Annotated in this window: 26 protein-coding genes; 22 read left to right on the top strand and 4 right to left on the bottom strand. The window is 62.2% G+C overall.

Annotated elements, in window-relative coordinates; genetic code table 11:
* Together trmB and hemW are read left to right on the top strand one after the other, a co-directional pair.
* Positions 1-843, top strand: a complete 843-nt coding sequence (gene trmB / locus ACTFPK_RS08640) for a tRNA (guanine(46)-N(7))-methyltransferase TrmB (protein ID WP_274733030.1) — start codon at positions 1-3, stop codon at positions 841-843.
* Between the two features lie 6 nt (positions 844-849).
* Positions 850-2,118, top strand: coding sequence for a radical SAM family heme chaperone HemW (gene hemW, locus ACTFPK_RS08635; protein WP_274733032.1), 1,269 nt, complete (start codon positions 850-852; stop codon positions 2,116-2,118).
* A 12-nt stretch (positions 2,119-2,130) separates the two neighbouring features.
* Here hemW and ACTFPK_RS08630 read toward each other — a convergent pair whose 3' ends face one another.
* Together ACTFPK_RS08630 and ACTFPK_RS08625 are read right to left on the bottom strand one after the other, a co-directional pair.
* On the bottom strand, positions 2,131-3,090 hold the full coding sequence (locus ACTFPK_RS08630) for a DMT family transporter (RefSeq protein ID WP_126134516.1): 960 nt from the start codon (positions 3,088-3,090) through the stop codon (positions 2,131-2,133).
* A 158-nt stretch (positions 3,091-3,248) separates the two neighbouring features.
* Complete coding sequence (locus ACTFPK_RS08625; RefSeq protein WP_274733127.1) at positions 3,249-4,106, bottom strand: DUF3097 family protein; 858 nt, start codon at positions 4,104-4,106, stop codon at positions 3,249-3,251.
* A gap of 88 nt (positions 4,107-4,194) precedes the next feature.
* On the opposite strand from ACTFPK_RS08625, the gene hrcA reads away from it, so the two are divergent.
* The 19 genes from hrcA (at position 4,195) to ACTFPK_RS08530 (ending at position 21,554) form a co-directional block, all read left to right on the top strand.
* Entirely contained in the window at positions 4,195-5,214 is a 1,020-nt protein-coding gene (gene hrcA / locus ACTFPK_RS08620) for a heat-inducible transcriptional repressor HrcA (RefSeq protein ID WP_126134515.1), read from the top strand.
* A gap of 105 nt (positions 5,215-5,319) precedes the next feature.
* Positions 5,320-6,432 (top strand): J domain-containing protein, encoded by a 1,113-nt coding sequence (locus ACTFPK_RS08615; RefSeq protein WP_126134514.1) that lies wholly within the window; start codon positions 5,320-5,322, stop codon positions 6,430-6,432.
* Positions 6,429-7,214 (top strand): 16S rRNA (uracil(1498)-N(3))-methyltransferase, encoded by a 786-nt coding sequence (locus ACTFPK_RS08610; protein WP_274733035.1) that lies wholly within the window; start codon positions 6,429-6,431, stop codon positions 7,212-7,214. The genes ACTFPK_RS08615 and ACTFPK_RS08610 overlap by 4 nt, the downstream gene beginning before the upstream one ends.
* Positions 7,215-7,220: 6 nt before the next feature.
* Positions 7,221-8,192: a PhoH family protein gene (locus ACTFPK_RS08605; RefSeq protein ID WP_126134512.1), complete on the top strand. Its 972-nt coding sequence runs from the start codon at positions 7,221-7,223 to the stop codon at positions 8,190-8,192.
* 87 nt (positions 8,193-8,279) lie between these two features.
* Positions 8,280-8,765: an rRNA maturation RNase YbeY gene (gene ybeY / locus ACTFPK_RS08600; protein WP_274733039.1), complete on the top strand. Its 486-nt coding sequence runs from the start codon at positions 8,280-8,282 to the stop codon at positions 8,763-8,765.
* 6 nt (positions 8,766-8,771) lie between these two features.
* The gene (locus tag ACTFPK_RS08595; RefSeq protein WP_274733041.1) at positions 8,772-10,052 is read left to right on the top strand and encodes a hemolysin family protein; all 1,281 of its coding nucleotides are present in this window, start codon (positions 8,772-8,774) and stop codon (positions 10,050-10,052) included.
* Between the two features lie 6 nt (positions 10,053-10,058).
* Positions 10,059-10,967 carry a GTPase Era gene (gene era / locus ACTFPK_RS08590; RefSeq protein WP_439911437.1) on the top strand — a complete coding sequence of 303 codons (909 nt, stop codon included), beginning with the start codon at positions 10,059-10,061 and terminating at the stop codon, positions 10,965-10,967.
* 3 nt (positions 10,968-10,970) lie between these two features.
* Positions 10,971-12,584 (top strand): alpha/beta hydrolase family protein, encoded by a 1,614-nt coding sequence (locus ACTFPK_RS08585; RefSeq protein ID WP_274733043.1) that lies wholly within the window; start codon positions 10,971-10,973, stop codon positions 12,582-12,584.
* A gap of 271 nt (positions 12,585-12,855) precedes the next feature.
* Positions 12,856-14,658, top strand: a complete 1,803-nt coding sequence (leuA, locus tag ACTFPK_RS08580) for a 2-isopropylmalate synthase (protein WP_274733045.1) — start codon at positions 12,856-12,858, stop codon at positions 14,656-14,658.
* Positions 14,659-14,669: 11 nt separating this feature from the next.
* Positions 14,670-15,401 carry a DNA repair protein RecO gene (gene recO, locus ACTFPK_RS08575; RefSeq protein ID WP_274778257.1) on the top strand — a complete coding sequence of 244 codons (732 nt, stop codon included), beginning with the start codon at positions 14,670-14,672 and terminating at the stop codon, positions 15,399-15,401.
* The gene (gene uppS, locus ACTFPK_RS08570; protein WP_274755667.1) at positions 15,398-16,297 is read left to right on the top strand and encodes a polyprenyl diphosphate synthase; all 900 of its coding nucleotides are present in this window, start codon (positions 15,398-15,400) and stop codon (positions 16,295-16,297) included. Before recO ends, uppS begins: the two co-directional genes overlap by 4 nt.
* 62 nt (positions 16,298-16,359) lie before the next feature.
* Positions 16,360-16,881 carry a YbhB/YbcL family Raf kinase inhibitor-like protein gene (locus ACTFPK_RS08565; RefSeq protein WP_274755668.1) on the top strand — a complete coding sequence of 174 codons (522 nt, stop codon included), beginning with the start codon at positions 16,360-16,362 and terminating at the stop codon, positions 16,879-16,881.
* Positions 16,882-16,912: 31 nt separating this feature from the next.
* Positions 16,913-17,503 (top strand): hypothetical protein, encoded by a 591-nt coding sequence (locus ACTFPK_RS08560; RefSeq protein ID WP_439911436.1) that lies wholly within the window; start codon positions 16,913-16,915, stop codon positions 17,501-17,503.
* Positions 17,493-18,230: a HisA/HisF-related TIM barrel protein gene (locus ACTFPK_RS08555; RefSeq protein ID WP_439911435.1), complete on the top strand. Its 738-nt coding sequence runs from the start codon at positions 17,493-17,495 to the stop codon at positions 18,228-18,230. The genes ACTFPK_RS08560 and ACTFPK_RS08555 overlap by 11 nt, the downstream gene beginning before the upstream one ends.
* Positions 18,231-18,470: 240 nt before the next feature.
* Positions 18,471-19,184: a translation initiation factor IF-3 gene (gene infC, locus ACTFPK_RS08550; RefSeq protein ID WP_419456737.1), complete on the top strand. Its 714-nt coding sequence runs from the start codon at positions 18,471-18,473 to the stop codon at positions 19,182-19,184.
* Between the two features lie 81 nt (positions 19,185-19,265).
* Positions 19,266-19,460: a 50S ribosomal protein L35 gene (gene rpmI / locus ACTFPK_RS08545; RefSeq protein WP_016442851.1), complete on the top strand. Its 195-nt coding sequence runs from the start codon at positions 19,266-19,268 to the stop codon at positions 19,458-19,460.
* A 37-nt stretch (positions 19,461-19,497) separates the two neighbouring features.
* A complete protein-coding gene (rplT, locus tag ACTFPK_RS08540) occupies positions 19,498-19,881 on the top strand; it encodes a 50S ribosomal protein L20 (RefSeq protein ID WP_016442850.1) in 384 nt (127 codons plus the stop codon).
* Between the two features lie 77 nt (positions 19,882-19,958).
* Positions 19,959-20,672, top strand: a complete 714-nt coding sequence (locus ACTFPK_RS08535; RefSeq protein ID WP_439911434.1) for a glycerophosphodiester phosphodiesterase family protein — start codon at positions 19,959-19,961, stop codon at positions 20,670-20,672.
* 42 nt (positions 20,673-20,714) lie between these two features.
* Entirely contained in the window at positions 20,715-21,554 is an 840-nt protein-coding gene (locus ACTFPK_RS08530; RefSeq protein WP_126134499.1) for a TrmH family RNA methyltransferase, read from the top strand.
* Positions 21,555-21,696: 142 nt separating this feature from the next.
* Here the strand turns inward: ACTFPK_RS08530 and ACTFPK_RS08525 are convergent, their stop codons facing one another.
* Together ACTFPK_RS08525 and uxaC are read right to left on the bottom strand one after the other, a co-directional pair.
* On the bottom strand, positions 21,697-22,005 hold the full coding sequence (locus tag ACTFPK_RS08525; protein ID WP_126134498.1) for a hypothetical protein: 309 nt from the start codon (positions 22,003-22,005) through the stop codon (positions 21,697-21,699).
* A 216-nt stretch (positions 22,006-22,221) separates the two neighbouring features.
* Entirely contained in the window at positions 22,222-23,673 is a 1,452-nt protein-coding gene (gene uxaC, locus ACTFPK_RS08520) for a glucuronate isomerase (protein WP_274733062.1), read from the bottom strand.
* A 520-nt stretch (positions 23,674-24,193) separates the two neighbouring features.
* Here uxaC and ACTFPK_RS08515 point away from each other — a divergent pair.
* Positions 24,194-25,861: an MFS transporter gene (locus ACTFPK_RS08515; protein WP_126134496.1), complete on the top strand. Its 1,668-nt coding sequence runs from the start codon at positions 24,194-24,196 to the stop codon at positions 25,859-25,861.
* Positions 25,862-25,981 lie beyond the last annotated feature (120 nt).

Below are 25,981 nucleotides of genomic sequence, written 5' to 3'. Positions count from 1 at the left end.
ATGGCCGAGTCTCCCGCACCAGATCGCTCCCAATGGCGCATCCGCTCCTTCTCCCTGCGCGGTTCCCGCCTGGGTGCGCGCCACGAAGAAACGGTGGCCCGCCACCCCGAGCTTTTCGTGCCGCTGGCACCCGGCCCCCAGGCCACCACGGTTGCCCTCGATGCGCGCTGTGACCTCACGGAAGTTTTTGGCCGCGCGGCCCCGCTCGCCGTGGAAATCGGTCCGGGTTCGGGCGAACACGGGGTCTCCTTCGCGCAGCGCCACCCCGAATATAATGTGCTGCTCGTCGAAGCGTGGGCTCCCGGCGCGGCGCGCTGCGTGGCCAGTATTCTGCGTGCGGGCGTAACGAACGTGCGGGTGCTGGAGGCCGACGCCGCCCAGGCGCTCCCCGTCCTCTTTGGCCTGGAATGCGCGGGCCTGGTGCGCGGGGAGGATGTGACCACGTGCGGGCCGGAGCGCAGCGCCACCCATCCGAATGCTGCCAATCCGCGCGTCGAGCAGGTGTGGACATTCTTCCCCGATCCCTGGCGCAAAGCCCGCCACCACAAGCGCCGCCTGGTGGCCGCGCCTTTTGCCACGGTGGTGGCCGGGATGCTCCGGGAAGGAGGCGCGTGGCGGCTGGCCACGGATTGGGATAATTACGCCTGGCAGATGCGCGACGTCGTCGAAGCATCCCCGTACTTCACGAATCCGCATGCCGGTGAACGCCCGAACCCCGCGGATCCCACCCCGGAGCGCGGCGGTTTCGCACCGCGGTGGGAAGAACGGGTTTTGACTCGTTTTGAGGAACGCGGCATTGCGGCCGGGCGCACCATCCACGATATTCTCGCGGTGCGAGCCTAGTCTCCGATGGCTTCCCTTCCGCACGGTGAGCCGGCTCCGGCTTCCGGCATCCTCCCGAACCCGGATGTGAGCGCCGGTTTCTCCGCTTACGTCCACATTCCTTTCTGCACGGTGCGCTGCGGGTACTGCGATTTCAATACCTACACCAAGCCGAGCTTCGGGCCGGGGGCGGGCCGCGATGATTTCCCGGCGTCCCTCGCCCGTGAAATAGCGCTCTCGCGCGCGGTTCTCGACACCGGCACCAATCGCGCCGCGCTGCGCACCGTATTCTTCGGGGGCGGCACGCCCACCCTGTTGGACGCCCGGCAGCTCGTCTCGGTGCTCGCGGATCTCGCAAGCGCTTTCGGCCTGGCTGAGGGTGCCGAAATCACCACGGAATGCAATCCGGAATCCGTGGACCGCGCGGCCCTCGCGACCCTGCGCGCCGGCGGTTTCACCCGCATCTCTTTCGGGATGCAATCAGCCGTACCCGAGGTGCTGCGCACCCTCGACCGCCAGCACAGCCCCGGGCAGGTAGAACGCGTATGCGCGTGGGCGCGCGAGTTGGGCCTGGAGTATTCCCTCGACCTCATTTACGGTGCGCCCGGGGAAACAATGGGGCAGTGGCGCACCTCCCTGGCCGCGGCTCTTGCCCTCGAACCGGCGCATATCAGTGCCTACGGACTCATGGTGGAACCGGGAACCAAAATGGGCATGCAGGCCCGCCGCGGCCTCATTAGCCTCCCCGATCCGGATGAGCTCGCCGATAAATACGAGGTCGCGGACGATATTCTCAGCGCGGCCGGCTACCGCTGGTACGAAATTTCCAATTGGGCCCGCCCCGGTCACGAATGCCGGCACAATTGCTATTACTGGGAGAACGCGAATTGGTGGGGTTACGGCCCCGGCGCGCACTCGCATATTAACGGGGTACGGTTTTGGAACGTCAAACACCCGCGCGCGTACGCGGATCGCGTCTGGGCTCGCGGGATTGGAAACGACGACGGCGCCGCCGCGCCACGCGCGGCGGGCGAGGTAGCCATGAGCCACTCGGCGATTAGCTCGCCGGCCCTGGAGCGGGAAATTCTCAGTCCGGCTGAACAACGCGAAGAAAAAATCATGCTCGGTATTCGGATGAGCCGGGGAATTGATATTCCGCGGGGCGTGGATGCCGCGGTGGTGGCGGGTCTGGTTCGCGATGGTTTAGTAGAGGCAGAAATAGCGCGCTCCGGGCGCCTTGTTTTGACCCGGCGCGGGCGGCTCCTGGCTGATACCGTAACCCGGGCGCTCTGGTAGCGCAGTGGGTAGTTATGCGTGGCGGCGGCGAATCCGCAGCGAAGGCCGCTTGATCCCGAGCCGGTAGCGGCGCTTGGGCGCACGCCCGATGAGGAAGATCCCGAGCAGCATAATAATGGCGCCCAACCATTGCAGGGCGGAGAGCCGTTCTCCAACCAGTAGCGCGGAAAAAATAATGGCACTCAGGGGCTGAATCAAAATAAGGGTAGCGGCCACCGAGGGATTAACGAGGGGCATACTTGCCTGGCAGAACAACCATCCCAGTACCTGGCTGGAAAGCGCGATAAGAATCATCCATCCCCAGGAACTCGCTGAGAGTGCGAGGGTGAGAGGCCCGTGGGTGGCAATGAGCAGCGGGGTGGACACCACCGTGGTTACCAGGCAGACGATCGCCATGGCGGTGCCCTGATGGTGCGGAGAATTTGTGCGCCCGGTGAGGACCACGTAGACGGTATAGGTCAGGCCCGCGAGCGCGGAGAGGATAATGCCGCGTACCAGATCGGATCCGCCGGCGCCGTCGAGAATACCGGAAAGTAAGAAAATCCCGCCGAGGGAAAAAGGCGCGGCCACGAAAAACATCCACGGGACCCGGTTGCGGAAGAAAATCCAGGCGACCAACGGTACCGCGAGGGCCTGCACGTAATTGACCACCACAGCGGAAACCGAGGGGCCGGCTAGTAGTACCGACGGCGTCCACAAGGCCATATCCACCCCGAAGCACACCCCGCATACCGCGTAGAGCAGCAGGTCAGCGCGACGCATCGGCCCGTACTGGCGCCATTCATGGACCACCATGGGCAGTAGGGCAAGGAAAGCGAGACCGAAGCGGAAGAACACAATCGTGGTGGCGTTTTCTCCCGATAGCGTGATGAAGGGAGAGACAAGTCCCACGAGAACCGAAGCGACGGCGAGGGTGCCGCGCGGGGACGCAACAGCGATTTTGTCCACGACGGAGCGGCGCTGGGAGGCCACGTGATCACAACTCCTGATAGGGGTGAAGAAGAACCGAAACAACGAGGGCAGCGGCTCCGGCCGGGACCGGATAGGCGCACGCAGCAAGGATATACCCTGAGGGCCTAGGAATCGTAGCGCTACCGGGTGCGTCCTCGCGCTACCGGGTACGCCTTTCCCTACCGGGTGCCGGCAGCGGTCACGAAATCAATGAGTTCTTCCATGCGGCCCAGTAGCGCGGGCTCAATATCTTTATACGAATGCACGCAGCTAAGAATCCGGGCCCAGGCCCGGCCAATATCTTCCGCGGTTTCGTGCGGCCAGCCGAGCCGGCGCAGGGTACCCACTTTAATATCTTCCCCGCGCGGTACCTCCGGCCAGGCGCGCAAGCCCACGGCGGCAGGTTTAATCGCTTGCCACACGTCGATATAGGGATGGCCGAGCACGAGCACGCCCGGGCCGGCCACCCGCGCCGCAATCCGAGATTCTTTGGAACCGGGCACCAGGTGATCTACCAGTGCACCCAGGCGATGCTCATTATCGGGAGCAGTTTCCCGCACTACGGACTCCAGATTATCCACCCCGAGTAATTCTTCGACCACCACCCCTTCGAGAGCCAGATCTTCACCCCAGATCTTGGCCACCAGTTCGGCGTCGTGCTTGCCTTCTACCCAGATACGCGAGGCGCGTGCTACGCGCGCCCGCGCCGTGACGTGAAAAGATCCGGACGCGGTTAGGAGCCGGCCGCGCGGGGCCTCCACTTTCGGGGTGGTGATTTCTACCGGCTCACCCTCGATCCAATAACCTTTGCCCAGCGGGAAGGAACGGCGCACCCCGCCGCGGCCCTCCACTTCCATCTGCCAGCGGCCGGCTACTTTCCCTACCGAAAGCACCTCGCCCACGAAGCCGGAGGCCACATCCTCGATGAGGAGGCCGGGGGCGGCCGGAACGGGGCGGGAGGGGCGGCGGTGGTCGTGCGGGTCGCGGGCGAGGACGTCGTCGCCGTAGCGATCAGGCATTCCGGTAGCAGAGAACATCACGCTCTAAGGGTATGCGCTCCCGGGCGTCCCCGCGTAGAATTAGCACTCGAAGGTATAGAGTGCTGAGCGGGGAGGAAGAACACAGGTGGCGGCAGAAGATCGGCGCGGGCGCGTTCTTGAGGCGATTGTGCGCGATTACGTCACCACCCGCGAACCGGTGGGATCCAAAGCTCTGGTAGAACGCTACGCGCTGGGAGTGTCCCCGGCTACCGTGCGTAATGATATGGCGGTCTTGGAAGAAGCCGGGCTGCTCACCCATCCGCATACCTCGGCCGGGCGCATCCCCACCGATGCCGGCTACCGCGCGTTCGTAGATTCCCTTACTACCGTCAAGCCGCTTTCGCGAGCGGAACGGCGCGCTATCAGTCAAATCCTTGATGCCGCGGTGGATCTTGATGATGTGCTGGATCGCGCCGCGCGATTGCTTTCCCACCTCACCCAGCAAGTCGCGGTCATCCAATACCCGGCGCTGGATAAAGCAGTGTTGCGCCACCTGGAACTCATTTGGCTCGGCGCTACCCGTATTCTCCTCGTGGTCATTACCAGCGCGGGGCGGGTAGAACAGCGCGTTATCGCGGTGCCTGCGCACCTGGAAGGTCTCGATGTGGACGCGGTGAGCCGGGAGGTAACTACCCGCTGTAACGGCCAGCCGTTGACCACCGCGGTTGCGGTACTCGCAGAGATCGCCGAACGCAGCGAACCGGAGGCTGCCGCAGCTCTGCGCGATATCGCGGCGGCGCTCACCACCGCGGTGCATACCGGTGCGGAGGATCGCCTCACCATGGCCGGCACCGCCAATCTTTCGCGCCATTCGGTGGATTTCCTGCACTCGATTTCTCCGGTGCTGGATGCCTTGGAAGAACAGGTGGTGCTCTTGCGGCTCCTCGCCGCAATGGAAACTGATGTGGCGGTGTCCATCGGGGCGGAAAACGATCATGAGAATCTGAGTGAAACCTCCGTGGTTTCCTCCAGTTACGAAGTCGCCGGGCACGAAGTTGCCCGAGTGGGCGTCGTCGGCCCTACTCGAATGGACTATCCCGGGAATATCGCGGCGGTACGTGCCGTTGCCCATTACCTATCCGGTATTCTGTCCGGGCAGTCCTAAGTACGGTGATACACGGTAGGGAGCACGGCGTTTGAACGGGCACTCCTCAGCTAGATAGCGCGCCGGCGCGGTCAGGGCGCAGAAAAGAACAAAGACGGGAGAAATGTGGCTGATTTTTACGAAACCCTCGGGGTGGAACGCGATGCGAGCCAGGAGCAAATCCGCAAAGCGTACCTGCGCCTCTCGCGCAAATTACACCCGGATCACGCCGGTCCGGAAGCCGCCGAACGTTATAAAGAAGTCAACGAAGCGTATACGGTGCTCTCCAACCCGGACTCGCGCCGGCAATACGACCTCGGCGGACTCGGCGGGGGAGCCGGGGCTGGCGGTTTTGGTTTCGATATGAACGATATCTTCTCCACCTTCTTCGGGGGAGCGGGTATGCGCGCGGGCGGTCCGGCCCCGCGCGGGGAACGCGGGCGTGATGCGCTGCTCGGTTTGAGCATCGAGCTCTCCGACGTGGTCTTCGGAGCCCAGCGCCAGGTCAGTGACTCCTTCTTCAGCGTGTGCCCTACATGTGCGGGTAGCGGCTGCGCGGCCGGTTCCCAACCGGTCACGTGCGGGGCCTGCCAAGGCCAGGGCATGGTTCAGCAAGTCACAAATTCCCTCTTCGGGCAAATGGTTACCCAGGTGCCCTGCCACACCTGCGAGGGCCACGGTACCGTCATCGCGGACCCCTGCCGCCCCTGCCACGGCACCGGGCGCATCCGCCAAGAAAAAACCCTCACCGTGGACATCCCGGCCGGAATCGAGAACGGAATGCGTATCCGCCTGCGCGGCCAGGGCGATGCCGGAACCTTCGGTGCCCCGGCCGGTGATATTTTTGTGGAAATCCGGGTAGCGGAACACCCTATTTTCCAGCGGGTGGGCGAAGAACTCCTCGGTGAAGTTCAGGTGCCCATGACCTTCGCGGCCCTGGGCGGAACCGTCACCATTCCGACCCTGGACGGGGACCGCGAGCTGGAGATTCCCGCCGGGACCTCATCCGGCGTGGTCCTCACCCTCAAAGGCTTGGGGGTTGCCCGTTTGCGTGGCAAGGGCCGCGGGGATATGCGTATCACCGTTGCGGTGACAACCCCAACAGACCTCGATGAACGCCAGCGCGAGCTCCTGCGCGAACTGGCCGAGCTGCGCGGGGAAAGCGTGCAGGATGCTCAGCTATCCGAGCAGGGCAAATCCTTCTTCGATAAATTGCGCGAAAGGTTGAGTTCGCTGTGACGCTCCCGCTTTTCTTCGCTGACTTCCCCGCCACCCGGCCCGGGGGCGGAGCCGGCGCATCCCTCCGGGTAGGCCAGGAACTCAGTCTCACCGGCGAGGAAGCTCGCCACGCCAACGTCATGCGGATCCGGGTAGGGGAGGAGGTTCTGCTTTCCGATGGGGAAGGCCGCCGTGCCCGGTGCACGGTGAGCGTCGTCGCCAAAAATGAGGTGCGCGCCCGCATCGAGGCCGTGACCGCGGAGCCGAAACCGGCCGGGCCCATCACCCTGGTGCAGGCCCTTGCCAAGGGCGGCCGCGATGAACAGGCGGTGGAAACCTGCACCGAATACGGGGTGTGGGATATCGTCCCGTGGGAAGCGGCCCGTTGCGTTGCGTCGTGGAAAAACAAGGAAGAAAAAGGCCGGGCTCGCTGGCAGGCCACCGCACGCGCGGCGGCGAAACAATCGCGGCGCAGCTATATTCCGCGTATCCGTTCATTAAGTACGACGGCGCAGCTGCCCCGGGCCCTCGCCGGGAGCACCGTGTTCATCTGCCATGAGGAAGCCGAGGTTACCCTGGCAGAAGCGGTAACCCGCGGAACGGTGAGCCTCGCGCACGTGGCCGGGCCCGTGGCCGTGATTATCGGCCCGGAAGGCGGGATTGCACCGGAGGAGATGGAGGCATTGCAGGCGGCGGGCGCTATCCCGGTGCTCCTGGGGGCGCATGTGCTGCGCAGCGCCTCCGCCGGGGCCTACGCACTGGCAAGTATCGCCACCGTGCGGGCGCTGGGCGCGCTACTATAGGACGTAATGACGCATACAGAACACAGCCAGCGCACCATTGTTGTGCCGGACCGAGTTTCCATGATTCAGCTGCTCGGGCATCGTGATGACGTCCTGCGGACCTTGGAAGAACGGCTCGCCCCCACCACTATTCACGTGCTTGGCCACCGGATCACCCTGACCGGCGCGGCGGCCGAGCTTGATTTTGCCGAATCGCTCCTCGGGGAATTAATCGACGTCGTTGCCGAAGGTGAAATCCTCACCCGTGACGCAGTGGCCCGCGCCGTTGATATTGCGCGCGCCGGCGTGGCGCATCCCACCACGCTGCTGCACACCGATATTTTATCCAAGCGCGGTAAAACTATCCGCCCGAAAAGCCTGGGCCAGAAGGCGTACGTGGACGCAATCGACACCCACGATATTACTTTCGGGATCGGTCCGGCCGGCACCGGGAAAACCTATCTCGCCATGGCCAAAGCGGTGGTGGCACTCAATGACGGGCAGGTCAAACGTATTATTCTGACGCGCCCGGCGGTGGAGGCCGGGGAATCCCTGGGATTTTTGCCCGGTTCCCTCACCGATAAAATCGATCCGTATCTGCGCCCGCTATACGATGCCATGTACGACATGCTCGATGCCGATTCCATTCCGAAACTCATGGCTGCCGGCACCATTGAGGTGGCGCCGCTGGCCTATATGCGCGGACGCACCCTCAATGATGCTTTCGTGATTTTGGACGAGGCGCAGAACACCACACCCGAACAAATGAAGATGTTTCTCACCCGGCTCGGCTTCAACTCTAAAATGGTGGTGACAGGCGATATCACCCAGGTTGATCTCGGGGCGAATAAAGTTTCCGGATTGCAGGTGGTGCGTCGGATTCTGCGTGATGTTCCGGGGATTCATTTCTCGGAGCTGAGTTCGGCGGACGTGGTGCGCCACCGCTTGGTTGCCGAAATCATCGACGCCTATGCCCGCTGGGATTCCCGGCAACGTTAGCGCGGGGCGGTAGCGGTAGTGTCACGGCGTGAATGGCGGCAGAGCTGTTTCGGGGAAAGCTAGGGAACGGTTGTCAGGAAAGACCACATGATTGAAGTAAATGACGAATCGAGTTTTAGTCCGGCTGCGGATCTGGAAGAGATCTCGGAGCTGGCCACGTATGTCCTCGATAAGATGCGGGTGCATCCCATGGCGGATCTATCTATCGTGCTCCTCGACGAGGATGCCATGGCGGATCTCCACGTGACGTGGATGGATCTGGAAGGCCCCACGGATGTCATGTCCTTCCCCATGGATGAGGTGCGCCCGGCACCACCGGGTGAAGAACCGCGCCCGGGAATGCTCGGTGATATCGCTGTATGCCCGCAGGTCGCCAGCCGCCAGGCTCACGCCATGGGGCACTCCACCGCGGAGGAGATTCTCCTCCTCGTCACCCACGGGATTCTGCATCTGCTCGGCTACGATCACGCAACCCCGGAAGAAAAAGACACCATGTTTGCTTTGCAACGCCAACTCCTCCTCGTGTTCCTCTCCGAACGCGGGGGAGGCGATCCGCGCCCCACGGAGGTGTAAGAAAGGATGGATCACTTACCTGTGGCAGCGGGAACGCTGCCCTCCGCTCCGTTTTATATTGCGGCCGGCCTGTGCCTGCTGCTCTCCCTGTGGTGCACCGTGGTGGGTGCTGCCCTCGGGCGGATGACCCGCACCGAAGCCGCGGAAATGTACGCGCATAAGGAACGCGGTTCGGCACGCGTGGTGGCCATTATGGCCCGCCGCCCGGCCGCCTCTATGGGCATCGCGGTGGTGCGGGCCCTCCTCATGGCCAGCTACGGAATCTGCTTCACTTTCGCCCTGGGAACGGATGTAGCTGCCTGGTGGCAGATCTTCCCCATTTTCTTCGGCGTGACGGTGCTGGTTCTCCTCGCGTTCGCCTTCTTCAACCCCCTGAGTTTCGGGGTGGAACGCCACCAGCGAGTGCTGCGCAAAGCCACCTGGTGGCTTTCCCCGCTCACCTGGTTGCTTTCGCTACTCATCCGGGAACGCGAATTCTCACCCGAAGAAGCCGAACAACGCCAAGAAGACCAGCTCGCGGTTATGGTGGAACGGGTGGCCGAATCCGAGGCCTTGGATGATGCCGAACGCGATATCCTGCAATCACTTTTCGATATGGGGAACACCCTGGTGCGCGAAGTCATGGTCCCGCGTACCGATATGATCGCGGTGGAGGCCGATGAAACCCTTGACCGCGCCATCTCCTTGTTCACCCGCTCCGGATTCTCGCGGGTGCCCGTGTACCGCGAATCCATTGATGATGTAATCGGGGTGCTCTACCTGAAGGACGTGATCCGGCGGGTGCACCGGCGCCACCAGCACGATGAGCTACGGGTGGCCGATCTGGTGCGCGAACCTGTGTTCGTTCCGGAAACTAAAATCATTGATACGCTCATGCGGGAAATGCAGGCCGACCAGGTTCATATTGCCCTCGTCGTGGATGAATACGGCGGTATCGCCGGCCTGGTCACCATCGAGGATCTTGTGGAAGAACTCGTGGGAGAAATCTCCGATGAACACGACCGGGCCCTCCCGGCCGTGGAAGAACTCGAGGCGGGTAGTTTCCGCATCCCGGCGCGTATGCCCATCGATGATCTAGGTGACCTCTTCGGAATCGAATTGGAGGACGACGACGTTGATACCGCCGGTGGGTTTTTCGCCAAAAGCATCGGGCGGGTTCCCATCCGCGGAGCAGAAACAACGGTGGCCGGAATCCACATGGTGGCCGACCGCTTCGAAGGGCGCCGGCGCCGGTTATCGACTATTATCGTTGCGCGCGAAGAAACCGATGATGAGGGTGAGGACTAGAAGACGATGACGGTGGAAAACACGGAATTTCGGGCCGGGTTCGCCTCGGTGGTGGGCCGCCCGAATGCCGGGAAATCAACCCTCACCAATGCGATGGTGGGCAAGAAGGTCGCGATTACCAGCGCCCGCCCGGAAACCACCCGGCGTATTATTCGCGCCATTGTGACTCGGGATGCCGGTCAGGTGATCCTGGTCGATACCCCCGGGATGCACCGCCCCCGCACCCTGCTGGGTGAACGCCTGGGTGATATGGTGCGCGATTCTCTCGCCGATGTGGACACCATCGTTATGTGCCTACCCGCTAATGAAAAACTCGGGCCGGGCGATAAGTACCTCCTCGATTTGGCGGTGCGCGCGAAAGTACCCATGATCGCCGCGATTACTAAAACCGATCTGGTCAGCCGCGAAGCCCTTGCGGAGAAGATCGCGGCCGTGGCAGCTTTCCATGATTTTGTGGAGATCGTCCCGGTGAGTGCCGCCACGCTGGATCAGGTGGAAGTCCTCACCGAGCAGATTATTAAACAGCTCCCCGTTTCCCCGCCGCTATATCCGCTGGATGCGATTACCGATGAAACGGAAGAAACCCTCATCGCGGAGCTTATCCGCGAAGCGGGCCTGGAAAAAATGCGCGAGGAACTTCCGCATTCCCTCGCGGTCACCATCGACGAAATCATTGAGGACACCGCACCGAACGGTGGCCCGCTGGTGCGGGTGCATGCCTCTTTGCACGTGGAGCGCGATTCCCAAAAGGGGATTGTTATTGGGCGCGGGGGTGCGCGCCTGCGCCAGATTGGGCGCGATGCCCGCAAAGCCATTAAGGCGCTGCTCGGTACGCCGGTCTATCTTGATTTGCACGTGAAAGTTTCCAAAGACTGGCAACGTGACCCGAAAATGCTGGATCGACTCGGGTTCTGATACGTGCGTTTCACCGATCATCCCGATACCCCGCCCGCCGAGAATCCGCCGGCGGGGCGCACCCTGGTGCCAGCCAGCGGAATGGAAAGCGCCGCAGGCCCGGAACACAGCGCGCTCCGGGGCTGGCGGCGCTGGCTTCCCACCCATAAACGTTTCGTTACCTGGCTGATAGTGGTGCTCGCCGCCGGGCTGATCGGGAGTGCTTTCGGCCCGGGGTGGAATCCGCAACCCATGACCGCCGCGATCGCCCCGCAAACCGCGGATACCACAATTTCCACCGGGGTTCCCACCGCGCGGCTGGGAACGTACGAGGTGGCGAGTAGCACGGTCACCATCACCTTGCGGGATGGCACCCTCATTCCGGCTGTTGTTAAACGCCCGGTAGGCGCGGGCCCGGTGGTGCCAGGCATGCTTTTTATTCACGGTACCGGCACTTCTTCCGCGCGTGATTTCGGGCGGGAAACCGAAGCTATTGCTTCTACCGGGATTATTACGGTGGTTCCGGAAAAACGGGTAGCGAACTATACGACGACGCATCGTGACTATCTCCAGCTCGCCGCGGATTTCGAGGACGTCTACCGCGAGATGCTCTCCTGGGAGGACGTTGATGCGCGCCACTCCGGCCTGTACGCGGTATCCGAAGGCTGCTTCGTTGCGCCCATTGTGGCCACCAGCGCGCGGGCGGTGAATTACGTGGCTCTTATCAGCGCCCCGGTGCTCCCGATCCGCCAGCAGGGGGCCTACGCGGCCGACGCCTACCTGCGGGAGATTCACGCACCGGAACGCCTGCGCGCCGCCATTCCAAAACTTATCGGCCAGGATTTCGGCCCCGACACCTTCCGCTATATTGATTTTGATGCGGCGCCGTATGAGAAGCAGATGACCATGCCGGTTCTTATGCTCTACGGCACGGCAGATAATTCCATGCCGACGATCCAGGGCCCGCAGATGATGAGCAACTACCTGGAAGAGGCCGGAAACAGCGCGCTCACGGTGCGCTACTACAAAGACGCGGACCACGGCCTCCAGATCAACCGCCGGCAGCTGTCCCAGGCGGCCATGCAAGATACCGCGGATTGGGTTAACGGTTTACCCTTTACGGCGACGGCGCAGCCGCGGGTGGCCGGTGACCAACCCCGGCAGGCATTCGTCGCCCCCACCCTGACGGCCGGCGGGTGGTTCACCGCCCAAACAGCGCTCTATATCGCGCTGGGCGGGGTGGCCCTCCTCGGGCTCAGCATCGTGCTGGTGGCGGTGTGCTGGATTCCGGTGCGCGGGCATCGACTCTCGAATTTTTCCAGATCGGGCGCAGCCCTCAATCTCGCTTCGCTTTCCGTGGTGGGAGCCTGGGTGGTATTCCTCATCTACCTGGTGGCCGTTGCCCATATCGCGCTCACCTACTCACATAATCTTCTCATCGTCCAGGGCGGATTTGCCCTTGTACACCTAGCGGCTCTGGGCGCGGCGTGGATGCACGTGCGGGCCGTTTTCCGCAGCTGGAGTGCGCGGCCGAGCATGGGGCGCATCGCGCGAGTGACGACCCTCCTCACCCTCTGCGCCCAGGCGGTTCTGCTCATGAGCCTGGGATACTGGAACGCCTTTCCGGCGGTGCTCTAACCGCAGCCCTGAACTAACGCGGCCCGGCCGGGTACCACCAGCCCACCGCGCCGTCACCCTTCGTAATCGTCCATATCCCGGGCGTTATGTCTCACATCTCGGACAAGTCTGTGCATATTCAGCTAGCTGAGGGGCTAGAGTTATCCGTATGGGTTCCTCTCGCCTTCTCCTTATGAGCCGCCGCGAGCTTATTCGGCTTCTCGCGGCGGGTTAAGCTGCGCCGTCGTTCTTAAATTTGACCGCCACACAGAGAAGACAAGGTGACCACCCCATGAAAACTTCCGGATACACGCACCGTCAGCGCCCCTCGGGAATGCCGTTCTACAAGTACCGGCCCTTCCTCGACACCAATCCGATCGCGCTGCCGGATCGCACCTGGCCCAATAACCGGATCACCAAGGCGCCGCGCTGGCTCTCCACCGATCTGCGGGACGGCAACCAGGCTCTTATCGAACCCATGGATATGATCCGCAAGCGGCGGATTTTTGATCTGCTTGTCAAGATCGGCGTGAAGGAAATAGAGATTGGTTTCCCGGCTGCCTCCCAAACCGATTGGGATTTCGTGCGCTCCCTGGCGGAGGACGGCGCGGTACCCGAAGATGTGACCGTCTCGGTCCTCACCCAGTCGCGCCCCGAACTCATCCACCGCACTATCGATGCGCTGGCTGGATTCCCGCGCGCCACCGTGCATCTGTATAACGCGACCTCGCCGGTGTTCCGCGATGTGGTTTTTGGCTCCTCGAAGGAGGCTATCCGCGAACTAGCCATGGCCGGAACTCGGGAAATCGTGGCCTACGCCGAGAAAGTCTTGCCGGATGATCTCATTTTCGGCTTCGAGTACTCCCCGGAAATCTTCGTGGATACCGAAATTGATTACGCCCTCGAGGTCTGTTCCTCCGTCATGGAGGTGTGGCAACCGGATGCCGAGCGCGAAATTATTATTAACCTGCCCACCACGGTAGAACGCGCCACCCCAAACGTATACGCGGATCAAATCGAGTACTTCTCCCGCCATATCCCCAAACGTGAATACGTGGCGCTTTCCGCGCATAACCACAATGACCGTGGTACCGGGGTCGCCACCACTGAGTTGGCCATGCTCGCCGGGATCGACCGGGTAGAAGGCTGCCTTTTCGGGCAGGGGGAGCGCACCGGAAATGTTGATCTCATTACGGTTGCTATGAATCTCTATTCGCAGGGAATTGACCCGGAACTGGACCTTTCCGATATTGATGCCATCGTGGATGTGTGCGAAGAATGCACCGGGATTGAGGTGGGGCCGCGGGTGCCCTACGCTGGCTCGCTCGTCTACACGTCCTTCTCCGGCTCCCACCAGGATGCCATCAAGAAAGGCATGCAGCGCCGGGCATCCGATCTGGCCGCGGCCGGGGGAGATGAGCGGCAAGTTCCCTGGGCGCTGCCCTATCTACCCATTGACCCGAAAGATGTGGGGCGCACCTACGATGCCATCGTGCGCGTCAACTCCCAATCCGGCAAGGGCGGTGTGGCCTATCTTATGCAAACCACCCGAAACCTGGATCTGCCGCGGCGTATGCAAATCGAGCTGTCCCGCATCGTGCAGACCTGGACAGAACGCACCGGAGAAGAAGTCAGTGCGGATACCCTCTGGGATATTTTCGTGGACGAATACCTCCCGCTCTCCCAGGGCTACGGAGAGCAGGGGCCGGCGGGCGCGCACGGGGCACCGGGGAAGGCCAGCACTCCGTGGGGGCGTTACCGCTTGCGCGCGCTGGAATTCACGAACCATAGCGGCGGGGTGACCGATATTAGCGCCGTCGTTGAAACTCAGGCGGACGGTGTGCAACATAGCCTGCACGGCAGCGGCAACGGGCCCATCCACGCTTTCGTGACCGCGATGGAACAGCTGGGCGAATATATCCGGGTGCTCGACTACGCCGAACACACCCTGAGCGAAGGTACGGATGCTTCGGCTGCCGCGTATGTGGAATGCGAGATCGATGATCAGGTGCTGTGGGGCTGCGGCATTCACACCTCCACGACACGCGCCGGCCTCAAGGCGATTATCTCGGCTGTCAATCGCGCGCACCGCTAAACTGGGAGCCAGTGAAACTCTATCGGGATGAAGGAATCGTCCTGCGCACGCAGGACTTGGGGGAAGCGGATCGTATCGTCACCCTGCTGGCACGCGCGCACGGCCTGGTGCGATGCGTGGCCAAAGGGGTGCGCCGCACCCGCTCCCGATTCGGGGCGCGCCTGGAACCCTTCACCTACGTGGATGTGCAGCTCTACCGGGGGCGCAGCCTTGATGTCGTCACGGAAGTGGCAACCCTCAATCCCTTCGGGCGGGCCATCGCGCCTGATTTTGAAGCCTACGCGGCCGCGAGCACCATGGTGGAAGTAGCCGAAAAGCTCGGGGCGGAAAGGGAGCCGGACCGAGCTCACTACCGCCTCCTCCTCGGGGCACTCAATTCCCTGGCCTCCCGCCAGCACGCTCCCTACCCAATTATGGATTCTTACCTGCTGCGTGCCATGGCGGTATCCGGGTGGGGCCTGGCGGTCACTTCCTGCGCGCTCTGCGGTAGCGGGGAGGACCTCACCGCCTTCCACGTGCAAGCCGGTGGGCTGGTGTGCCGGCGGTGCGCCCCGCGCGGGGCAGCCTATCCGGGGGAAGACGCGCGGCGGCTCCTCGCCGCGCTAGCCCGCGGGGATTGGGAAATTATCGACGCGCTTGCCGGGAGCGCGGGGGAAACCGCGCACGGCTATATTTCCGCGTACGTGCAATGGTATCTGGAACGCAAGGTACGTTCCTTGCAGATCGTGAGGTCGGCATCATGACAGAAGTACACCCGAAGCTGGAGCATCCACATCTGGCCCACCTGGAGCGGCCCACCCCGGCCCATCGGCCCGGCCTCACGCCCCCGCGGTTGGGGCGGGTGCCCGAGCACGTGGCCATCGTGATGGACGGCAACGGGCGCTGGGCAAATGCCCGCGGGCTGGCGCGTACCGAAGGCCATAAAGCCGGCGAGCGTTCCCTCATGGACGTGGTGGCCGGGGCCTTGGAACTCGGAATCGCGGAGCTATCCGTCTACGCTTTTTCTACCGAAAATTGGCGGCGTTCGCCGGCCGAAGTTCGTTTCCTCATGGGGTTTTCCCGCGATATTATCCGCGCCAACCGCGATCAACTCCACGACTGGGGCGTGCGGGTGCAGTGGGTGGGGCGCGAGGGCCGGCTGTGGCGCTCGGTGCTGCGTGAGATTCACGCCGCGGAAGAACTGACCGCGGGGAATACCCGCATGGTGCTCAATCTGTGCATTAACTACGGCGGGCGCGCGGAAATTGTCGATGCGGTGCGCGCGGTGGCCGAACGGGTAGCTCGCGGGGAGCTCACGGCGGAGCGCATTAGCGAAGCCACCCTAACCGCCCAGCTCTACGCTCCGCGGATGCGCGACGTCGACCTCCTCATCCGCACCGGCGGGGAATACCGCACCTCCAATTTCCTCATGTGGGAAAGTGCCTACGCGGAACTGTATTTTTCTCCGCTGCCCTGGCCCGAATTCGAGCGGCGCGCCCTATGGGATGCCTGCGCCGCCTACGGGCAGCGCGAACGGCGGTTCGGCGGCGCCGTCGACAAGATTGCGCCTCAGGATACCGGCACCGGTGCTGCGAGCGCGCCGCGGGGCGCGGGCGCCGTCGCCAAAAACAGGCCCGAGGGCACGGGCACGGACCGCTAGACTGGAACTCAAGCACGCCCGCCGCGCGGACGCGGCGCCCCAAGCACGCATAAGGAGCGGATATGACCACCCACGATCCCTACGCCGGAGTGCCGGCCGGAAGCGTTGATCTTCACCTCACCTCCGATGATTTCGCGGAAGGCGAGGCACTGCCCGAAAGCGCCACCGGGGCGGGCAGCACCCCGGGCGGTGCGGACCGCAATCCGCAACTGGGGTGGGATGCCCCGCCGGAGGGTACGGTCAGCCTGCTCGTCTCCTGCTATGACCCGGATGCTCCCACGCCGTCCGGATACTGGCACTGGACGGTGGCGAATCTGCCCGCGGATACCAGCGAGATTGTGGCCGGTGGCTCCGGTGCGCTTGCGGCACCGGCCCTCACCTTGAAGAACGACGGCGGAACCCCGACTTTCCAGGGCGCCGCCCCGCCGGCCGGCCACGGCCCGCACCGCTATATTTTCGCGGTGCTCGCCCTCGACACCGTTCTGGATATCGATGTGGAAACCCGGCCCGCGGTGGCGTATTTCCTAGCCCGTGAACACGTGCTCGGCCGCGGCCTACTCACCGGCACCTGGGAAAACAACTAAAGTAAACGAAGCGCAAGGGGAGGATAACTCAATGACTGACGTGCGCACATACGCGGTACTCACGCCTTTTGATAGCGCGGATACCCTCGCGGCGCTCTGCGCGCTGCACGGCCTGGACGTGCAGGTGGTCGCCACGCATTCCGGAGCGCTGGTGTATCGCCAGCTGGCAACGCCCGTGTATGACGAATGGGATATCCGTAATATCACCGGCCCGGATCCTGATGAGGAACCCGCCTCCCTTTCCGATGACGCCCCGGCGGTTGCCGGCATGCTCTCCCGCCTCAGCCCCTACGGTTCCATCCTCATTGATGTGAATCTGGATAAGGAATCCACCGGTTTTGAGCCGGGCGTATCCGGGATGGTGCGCGCGCGGCGTTTCTTCGCAGGCAAAGCCGATGAGGAAATCGCTTCCGGCCTGCTGCTCAATTCTTTAGATCCCATCGTTGAGGAGCTCATGCTGGGGGAGCGCTCCATTACCGACTGTGACCCGTGGGATTCCGCGAAGCTCACCCAGCAGGATATTGAGAAAATCCTGCGCAAGGTGACCCGCGGGGAAAGCGCGGAAGGTATGCGTGGCGAGGCTGGCGAGGAAACCGCTGCGGGGGATTGCGATGAGCTGTGAGCTGCTCGTTGCGGTAGATATTCGGGCAGGGCGTTCCGCGCGGCTGGGTACCGGCCCGGAAGCGTGGAGTGACCCGGCCGCGGCTATCGCGGATTTCTGGGCGGCAGGGGCGCAGTGGATTCACCTGGTGGATCTCGATCTGGTATACGGCACCGGGGATAATTCCGCCCTGCTCGAGCGCCTTATGGAGAGCCACCCGATGCGCTGGGAGCTTTCCGGCGGCATCGACACCCCGGAGGCGCTGGAGCGCGCCCTTGCTACCCGCGCGGAGCGCATTAATCTTGCCACCACTGCCCTGCGGGATCGTGCGTGGGTAGCGCGGGTACTGGCGCAGCACGCGGATCGGGTGGCGGTTTGTCTTGATGTCGACGGCACCCGGGTGGTTGCGCGCGGTGCCGGTACTGATGTCGGAGGGTTACGGGAAGTTATAGATTTTCTCGACGACGCCGGTGCGCGCCGCTACATCGTCACGGACCGGACCCGAGACGGTGCCCTCGCCGGGGCTAACCTTGAGCTACTCGAGCGGGTCGCAGAGCTGAGCCAGGTGCATATCACTGCCTCAGGCGGGATGGCGACGCTGGCCGATTTGCGCGCCGTTCGGGAGCTGAGCGAGCGCTGCGCGAGCGCCGATAGCGATTCGCCCGGCCCCGTCGACTCGGTCATCATCGGCAAAGCTTTCTACGAGGGAAACTTCACCGTTGCCCAGGCTCTCGCGGAGCTTTCCTGAGTGGCGAGTCCTGTATCTGCGGGGTACAGATGCGCCGTCGCATGTGGGGAGAATAACCCGCGGTGTTATCTGTAGCTCATGTGTCTGTGCTACACTAATACGGTCAATCCGGCATTCTGCCGGAACGCAAGTGGAGAAATCCCACCTAGCCGCCCGCCCGGGCGCTACTTCGAAAAGGAATTTTCGGAAAAGATAAGTACCGGGTCATATCAAAGGGTAGCGGGTTCGTAACATGGCCGTTTGGCGTGCCGTGTCACCTCGGGAGTACTCCGTGCGTTGTCCACGTTGAGGAACAGAGGAACTGCAATTAACAACGAACCGCGTGTAAATGATCGCATCCACGTCCCTAAGGTGCGCCTTGTTGGCCCCAGCGGTGAACAGGTCGGTGTGGTGCGCACGGAAGATGCGCTCCGCCTGGCTGTAGAGGCGAACCTCGACCTGGTGGAAGTTGCTCCGAATTCCAATCCGCCGGTCGCGCGCCTCATGGACTACGGGAAATACAAGTACGAATCCGCCCAGAAAGCTCGGGAAGCACGTCGTAACCAGGCCAATACTCAGATCAAATCCATCCGGATTGGGCTGAAGATTGACGGTAATGACTACAACACCAAGAAGTCGCAGGCGGAACGTTTCCTGAACGCCGGGGATAAGGTCAAATTCGATCTTCGTTTCCGCGGCCGTGAACAATCCCGCCCGGAAATGGGTGTGCGCCTGCTCTCCGGCCTGGCTGAAGAGCTCGCGGAAATTTCCACTGTGGAAGCAGCACCTCGCGCTGACGGGCGCAATATGTCCATGGTCCTTGCGCCCACGCGGCGGAAGTCGGAAGCCAAGTCCGATCAGCGGCGTCGTCGTGAAGCGGAACGCGAGAACCGGCGCGCGAAAGCCGCCAAACGCGCGGCCGAACGCAACGCAAAAACCTCTGAAACGGAAAACAACGCAGCAGCAACCGAATAAGTTGACTTGTGAAAAGCGCGCCCGCGGGCGCGGAGATCTGGTAGATCAAATGTGCCCACGGGGCACGAGTGAGGATGAACAATGCCCAAGATGAAGACGCACTCCGGTGCGAAGAAGCGTTTCCGCGTGACGGGAAGCGGCAAGCTCATGCGCGAACAGCGCAATAAGCGCCACCTGCTGGAGCACAAGAGCTCCACCCGGAAGCGTCGGCTCTCGCGCGACCAGGTTGTGGACAAGTCCAACCTTCGCGAAGTTAACCGTCTGCTCGGCCGCTAGATTCGTCCGACGAAAAGTTTTGTAAAAGGAGAAAAACATGGCACGCGTCAAGCGCTCCGTCAACGCCAAGAAGAAGCGTCGCACTACCCTCGAACGGGCGTCCGGCTACCGCGGGCAGCGGTCCCGCCTCTACCGTAAGGCCAAGGAACAGGTCACCCATTCCTTCGTCTACAACTACCGCGACCGCAAGAAGCGGAAGAACGACTTCCGCAAGCTGTGGATCACCCGCATCAACGCGGCCGTGCGCGCCGAAGGCATGACCTACAACCGCTTCATCCAGGGCCTGGGCCTGGCCGGAATTGAAGTTGATCGCCGTCAGCTCGCTGAGATGGCCGTCAATGATCCCACCGGTTTCACCGCGGTGGTCAACGCCGCCAAGGCTGCGCTTCCGGAAGACGTGAACGCACCCAAGGTTGCCTAAGCTTTTTCAAGAGTGACCTATCAGCGGCCCGAGTGACGAAATCTCGTTACTCGGGCCGCTGCGTTTAGACTACAATCATGAAACTTTTCGCCCATCGGGGCCTGTGCGCCGACGCACCCGAAAACACCATGGCCGCATTTCGGGCTGCTTACCAGGCCGGATTCACCTGGATTGAAACGGATGTGGATATCACCGCAGACGGCTCTCTCCCGCTCTGCCACGATGCGACCCTCGAACGCACCACCACCGGCCACGGGCGTGTCGATGCGCTGCGTGCCGCTGACCTGGACACCCTGGACGCCGGATCTTGGTTCAGCCCGGGCTTCGTGGGGGAGAAGATTCCCACCCTCGCCCAACTCGTTGATTTTGCCCTCGAGGCCGGGATAAGCATCAATATCGAAATGAAACCCTGCGCGCAGGGTGGCCAGCAAGCCCGTGCCCTCGTGCGCGCGGTAGCGGAACAGGCCCGCAGGCTCGGCCCCGAGCGAGCCCTGGTCTCCTCTTTCTCGCACCTGCAACTGGCCGAATTCGCGCGCCACGCCCCCGAGATCCCGCGCGGCGCACTCGTTGATCGAACGAGTTTCGGGCCGGATTGGCTCACCGTCCTCGACCTCACCGATTCCCGCTATCTGCACATGAGCGACGACGCCGTGACCGCGGCCGTGGTGGCAGAGGTCCGGGCAGCGGGCCGAGACGTGCACGTCTACACAATCAACAACCCCGAACGCGCCCGGCAATTGGAACGCTGGGGCGTGGCCGGTATTTTCACCGACGGATTCGTGCGGCCCTAGCGCTACCGAAAAACTGCAAGCTATAGAAAAAGAAAAAGACCCGTGAAAAGCACACCCGCATCGCATACCCAACTCACCCGCGCAGCCCGCCTACACCGGCCCCAGCAGCGCGAACGTTTCCGGCAAACCCTGGTGGAAGGTCCCGGGGCTGTTCAGGAGCTCCTCGCGCACCGCGCGAATCTTGTTCGCGACGTCTACTATACGAAAGCCAGCCTGATCTCCAATCCGGACTTGGGCGGGCTTATTAAAGAAGCCAACGTGTACCATCACCCGCTTAATGCCGATGAGATGCAGGCGCTCTCCGAAGATGCGCGCGGTGTTGTGGCCGTTATCGACATTCCGGAAACTCCCGCGCTCACCCCGACGGTCAAGGACGCGAAGCTGGTGCTCGCCACCGCTAATATCCAGGACCCCGGGAACGTTGGTGCCATTATTCGAGCTGCTGACGTGGCCGGATGCGATGCGGTGCTCCTTGGCCGCGGTAGCGTGGAGCTGTGGTCCCCGAAGGTTATTCGATCCTCAGCCGGCTCTATTTTCCATCTGCCGGTTCTCGATTCCATTAACATCAGCAAGCTTGACGGCGTTCTGGAGCGCGCGGGCATCAGTTTCTTGGCAGCCACCGGGGAAGGGGAGTGGGATCTTGCCACCCTGGTGACGTCTGCAAATGACACCGCTTATCTTGGGCAGCCGCCCCTCGGGCCGGATCTCACCCGGCCGGTATGCTGGCTGCTGGGAAACGAAGCGCACGGCTTCGCGGATGTGGACGCCAATGTGGATGCAACGGTCGCCATTCCGATCTACGGGAAAGCCGAATCCTGCAATGTTGCTATGGCCGCCGCGATTCTTGCCAGCACGACGGCGATGATCCAGCACCGCCCCTAAATAAACGCATACCGCACCTAAAGAAAGCCCTGCGGACATAAGTAAGCGGGCGGCGAAGATTCTTCTTCGCCGCCCGCCGTGGGCTACCCTGTGGCGGGTGCACCCAGCACTACTTTGGTGGATTTACTGCTGAATGGTGGATTTACTTGTTATCGGAGAGGTTCTCTTTGACGTCCTCGAACTTTTCCTTCGCGGCATCACCGGCATCGGAGGCAGCGTCCTTCACCTTCTCGCTAGCATCCTTCGCCTTGTCACCGGCATCGGAAGCCTTCTCCGCGGCCTTATCGCCGTGGTCCTTGTCCGTTAGTTCGTCCTTGATGTCCTCGAACTTTTCCTTGGCGGCATCGCCCAGCTGACCTGCCTTATCAGCAGCCTTCTGACCGAATTCCTTAGCCCGATCAAAAGCTTCGGTTGCGCCTTCCTTAATCTTGTCCACAAATTCGTTCGCCATAGCGACTCCTTTCCGTTGATTAATGGAACAAATCGATCATAGCAAAGTGGTGGCCGTCACTTCATGTTAAGGTGGTTAATGCGCTCGGCCGTGCGCGAACGTATCGCGCACGGCCGAATCTGCAATGCCGGACAGCTCGTTGGGGCGCTGGCGGCTCGGTGTGGAGCCACGCTCCGCTTACCGAGCCGTAAGTGCCGCGGCTGAGCGGTGGCTGCCTTACTGAGCGGTGGTTCCGCTCAGCTTGGAGGTGTCCACCCGGAAAGCCCGAGCCGGAATCGTGGTGACGAGTGCTTCGGATACCTCGAGAGCCTCATCAAGCTCCAGGCGATGTTCGGCAACCATACGGGCCAGGTACACGGCGTCCATCCGGCGTGCGACGTCGTGCCGCGCGGGAATGGAAGCGAAGGCGCGGGTATCGTCAATCATCCCGGAGGTCTTGTAGAAAGTACCGTAGGGGGTGACCTGCTCGCGGTAACGCAAAATCGCATCCGGCTCATCGATGAACCACCACGGTGCGCCCACGTAGACGCTCGGGTAGTAGCCGGCCAGCGGAGCCAGTTCGCGCTGGTAGACATCTTGATCGATGGTGAAGAAAACAACCTGGAAGTTCGGATTGTCCCCGTACTCGGAAAGCATGGGACGCACGTTATTCGTGAACTCCACAGCCATGGGCACATCGCCCCCGACATCCGCGCCCAGGCGCTCAAAGGCCGCCTGGTGGTGGTTGCGGTACACGGCCGGGTGGAAGGTCATCACCAGGCCGTCCTCGCAGGCCAGGCGAGCCTGGTCGTTGAGCATATGCCGGCGCAGCGCAGCGCCGTCTTCCGGCGAAATCTTGCCGTCCAGGGCGAGCTTGTAAAGTTCGGCCGCCCGCGCCTCGGGTAGGCGTGCCGTGCCCGGATCGCGATGCGAATGATCGGAGGAGACCGCACCCATTTCCTTGAAGAAGAGGCGGCGCTTGCGCATGGCCTCCACGTAGCCCGCATAGGTGGACACATCCTGATCGGCCGCCTGACCGAGCGCCTCCACATTTGCCTTGAAGTCCGGGGTGGCCGGCTCGAGGTACTTATCGGGGCGGAAGGTGGGCGGAATATAGCCTTCCCAGGTGGGATCCTCGAGGAGCTGCTTGTGGTAGCGCAGATCGGAAACCGGATCATCGGTGGTGGCCATCATCGCCAGGTTGAAACGCTTGTACAGCGAGCGGGGGAGGAACTCCTCCGTCTTGAGCAATGCGTTGATGTGATCGTAGATCTGGTCGGCAGTTTCTTCGGAGGGGCGCACATGCACATCGAAGACATCCACAAATTCGGATTCAAACCAGCCCTGCACCGCGGTACCGCGCAAGGTCCACCAGTTCTTGCAGAACAGGCGCCAGGCCGCGCGGGACTTTTCGGGGGAAAGCGGGCTTCCTACCGGTACGCCCAGATCGGCCAGATCCACCCGGCCCACCGCGTGCAAGAGGCGGTTGGTGTAGTGATCCGGGGTCAGGAGCATGCTCGTGGGATCGGTGAAGGGGGTATTGAGAGCGAGCCATTCGGGGGGAACGTGGCCGTGCGGGGAAATGATGGGATGCTTCTTGGTGACCTCGAAAATTTCGCGCGCCAGTTTCCGCTGCGTCGGATCGGCCGGGAAAAGCCGATCCGGATTGAGAGTGAGGGGCGTCGACATTGAATCCTCCTATTTTTGAGCCGGGCGCGGGGCTTTCCCTCGCCTCGGCTTTCTTCTTTTAAGGTACTCCACCGCGCCAGGTGGCACGCGGGCACAGAGACCGGGGGCGTGACCATCGGCGACGACGCCGCGGCCCGTACCCTCACTTTACGCGAAAACATGCGGTTTTCGGGAGAGTATTTGAAAGCACGAAACGGGAATCTCTAAATGTGAAAAATATCATGGTGGGGGCGGAGGGGTGCGCGCAAGCGCCGTCGTCGTGCAAAAAACCGCGATAATCCGCGGTTTTCAGAGAATCTCCCCGGTGGCACGTCACTCGTCCACGATATGAACCGGGAGCTAGATAACTGCTGGAAAGCCTTGGAAACTTATAAGCTTTTGATGCGAAAGAGCGGTAGTGATAGCTTCGCGGCAGTGTAGCGCGGTAACAGCTCGCGCGGGCACAGAAGCCGAGCGTGAGCGCGGTAAGAGTCGATGGCGAACCACAACCGTTCCTCCTTTCACAGAAAGACAAAAGAAAATGGGAACACACAATAGCGGCGCATTAGACGCCGATAAGCGTGGTGAGCTGGAGAAACTCTCCAAGCTGCGCGTGTACACCGCCAAGCCGATCACCATTGGTCGCGGTATTTGTTTCGGGCTGGTGGACCTCATGGGTGGTGGGTGGAATACCATCATCTCCGGTCTGCTGCTCTACTTCTTCACGAACTACGGCGGGGTAACGGCTACCCAGGGTGGTCTTATCCTCGGTGTAGCTCGTATCGTTGATGCTCTTATTTCGGTATTCATCGGCCCGCTCACGGACGGTTTCTACCGCACGAAGCTGGGGCGGCGTTTCGGGCGGCGCCACTTCTTCCTCATGATCGGCGGCCCACTGCTGCTTCTCATCTTCCCGCTGCTGTGGATCCCCTTCGGCGGGTTCTGGTACTACCTCGTTATCTACCTGCTGATCGAAGTTATTATCGCGATCATCCTCATTCCGTGGGAGACGCTGCCCACCGAAATGACGCGTAAGTACGAAGAACGCACCACGCTTTCGTCCATGCGTATGTTCTGCTCGGCTACGGGTACTTTCGTGGTGTTCTTCATCCCGGCGCTGGTGCGCGGTAACGTCTCCAACCCCTGGGCCTACCTCGGAATCGGTGGCGCCTTCGCGGTGCTCTTCGCTATCGGTGTGTTCACCACTTACGCCACCACGTGGGAGCGCCCGCTCACTCCGGAATTCGTGGCCGAACTTGACGCCATGCCGAAGATGAACGGTTTCCAGATGCTCAAGCACACCGCGGTGGAATTCACCTCGGTGTTCCGCAACTCTTCCTACAACAAGCACCTGACGGTGTACCTCTTCTCCTTCACCGGCAAGGATGTGTACGCTTCGGCGCTCACCTTCTTCGCCGTCTACGCGGTGGGAATGAGCGAATCCCAGGGCTTCTGGCTGCAGGCCGTGTCCATCGTGGGTATCCCCATGACGATTTGGGCGATGTTCCTCATGCTCTCGCACGGGCCGCGTTTCCTGTGGGCCTTCTCCTTCACGCTGATCCTCGCCTCGCTGGCGGGTGTGGGTGCGATCTACCTCATCGGGCCGGAAAGCAACGCCTTCATCTACCTGCTGGCCACCGCGGTCATCTACCAGTGCGGGCGCGCGCTGCTCGAATACACCCCGTGGAATGTGTACCCCTTCATTCCGGACGTTGACTACATCATGACCCGCGAAGACCGCGCCGGTATCTACGCGGCCGTTATGACCTTCGGGCGTAAGTCCACCGGTGCGCTGGGAACCTTCCTCGTTGGCTGGTTCATGGATCTGGGCGGTTTCGTCAATCCGCTGGAAAAGGGCACGAACCTGGCGGCCTCCGGCTACACCCCGCTGCACGAAGGTGCCTGCAAGGTAGATGCCTCCGGCGTGCTGGAAAGCTCCTGCCAGGTGGCTCAGTCCACCGGCGCTTCCCATATGATCGCCTTCGTGACGGTCATTCTTCCCGCGATCCTCATCGGGGTGGCCTTGCTTGTTTCCCGCTTCGTCAAGCTGGATAAGCACACCCACGCCATCCTCATGGATGAGATCCATCGTTTGGAAGCGGGCGGGGCGAAGGAAGACGCCACTCCCGAAGCCCGCAAGGTTGCTGAAGACCTCACCGGGCATTCGTGGGACAAGCTCTGGCCTGAGGTTCCCCTGAGCCAGCGCTAAATTTAGGAACGACGCCGGCGCCGCGTACCGCGGCGCGAGCGGCCTTCCAGTTACCTCACAGCGGGGCCGAGTCCATCTCGGCCCCGCTGTTACGCACTTTCGGCGAGTTTGACTAGAATT

The sequence above is a fragment of the Actinotignum sp. UMB0459 genome, from assembly GCF_051905915.1.
Classification (GTDB): domain Bacteria; phylum Actinomycetota; class Actinomycetes; order Actinomycetales; family Actinomycetaceae; genus Actinotignum; species Actinotignum sanguinis.
The sequence above is the reverse complement of the archived record's forward strand: the minus strand, read 5'-3'. Positions and strand labels throughout refer to the sequence as shown.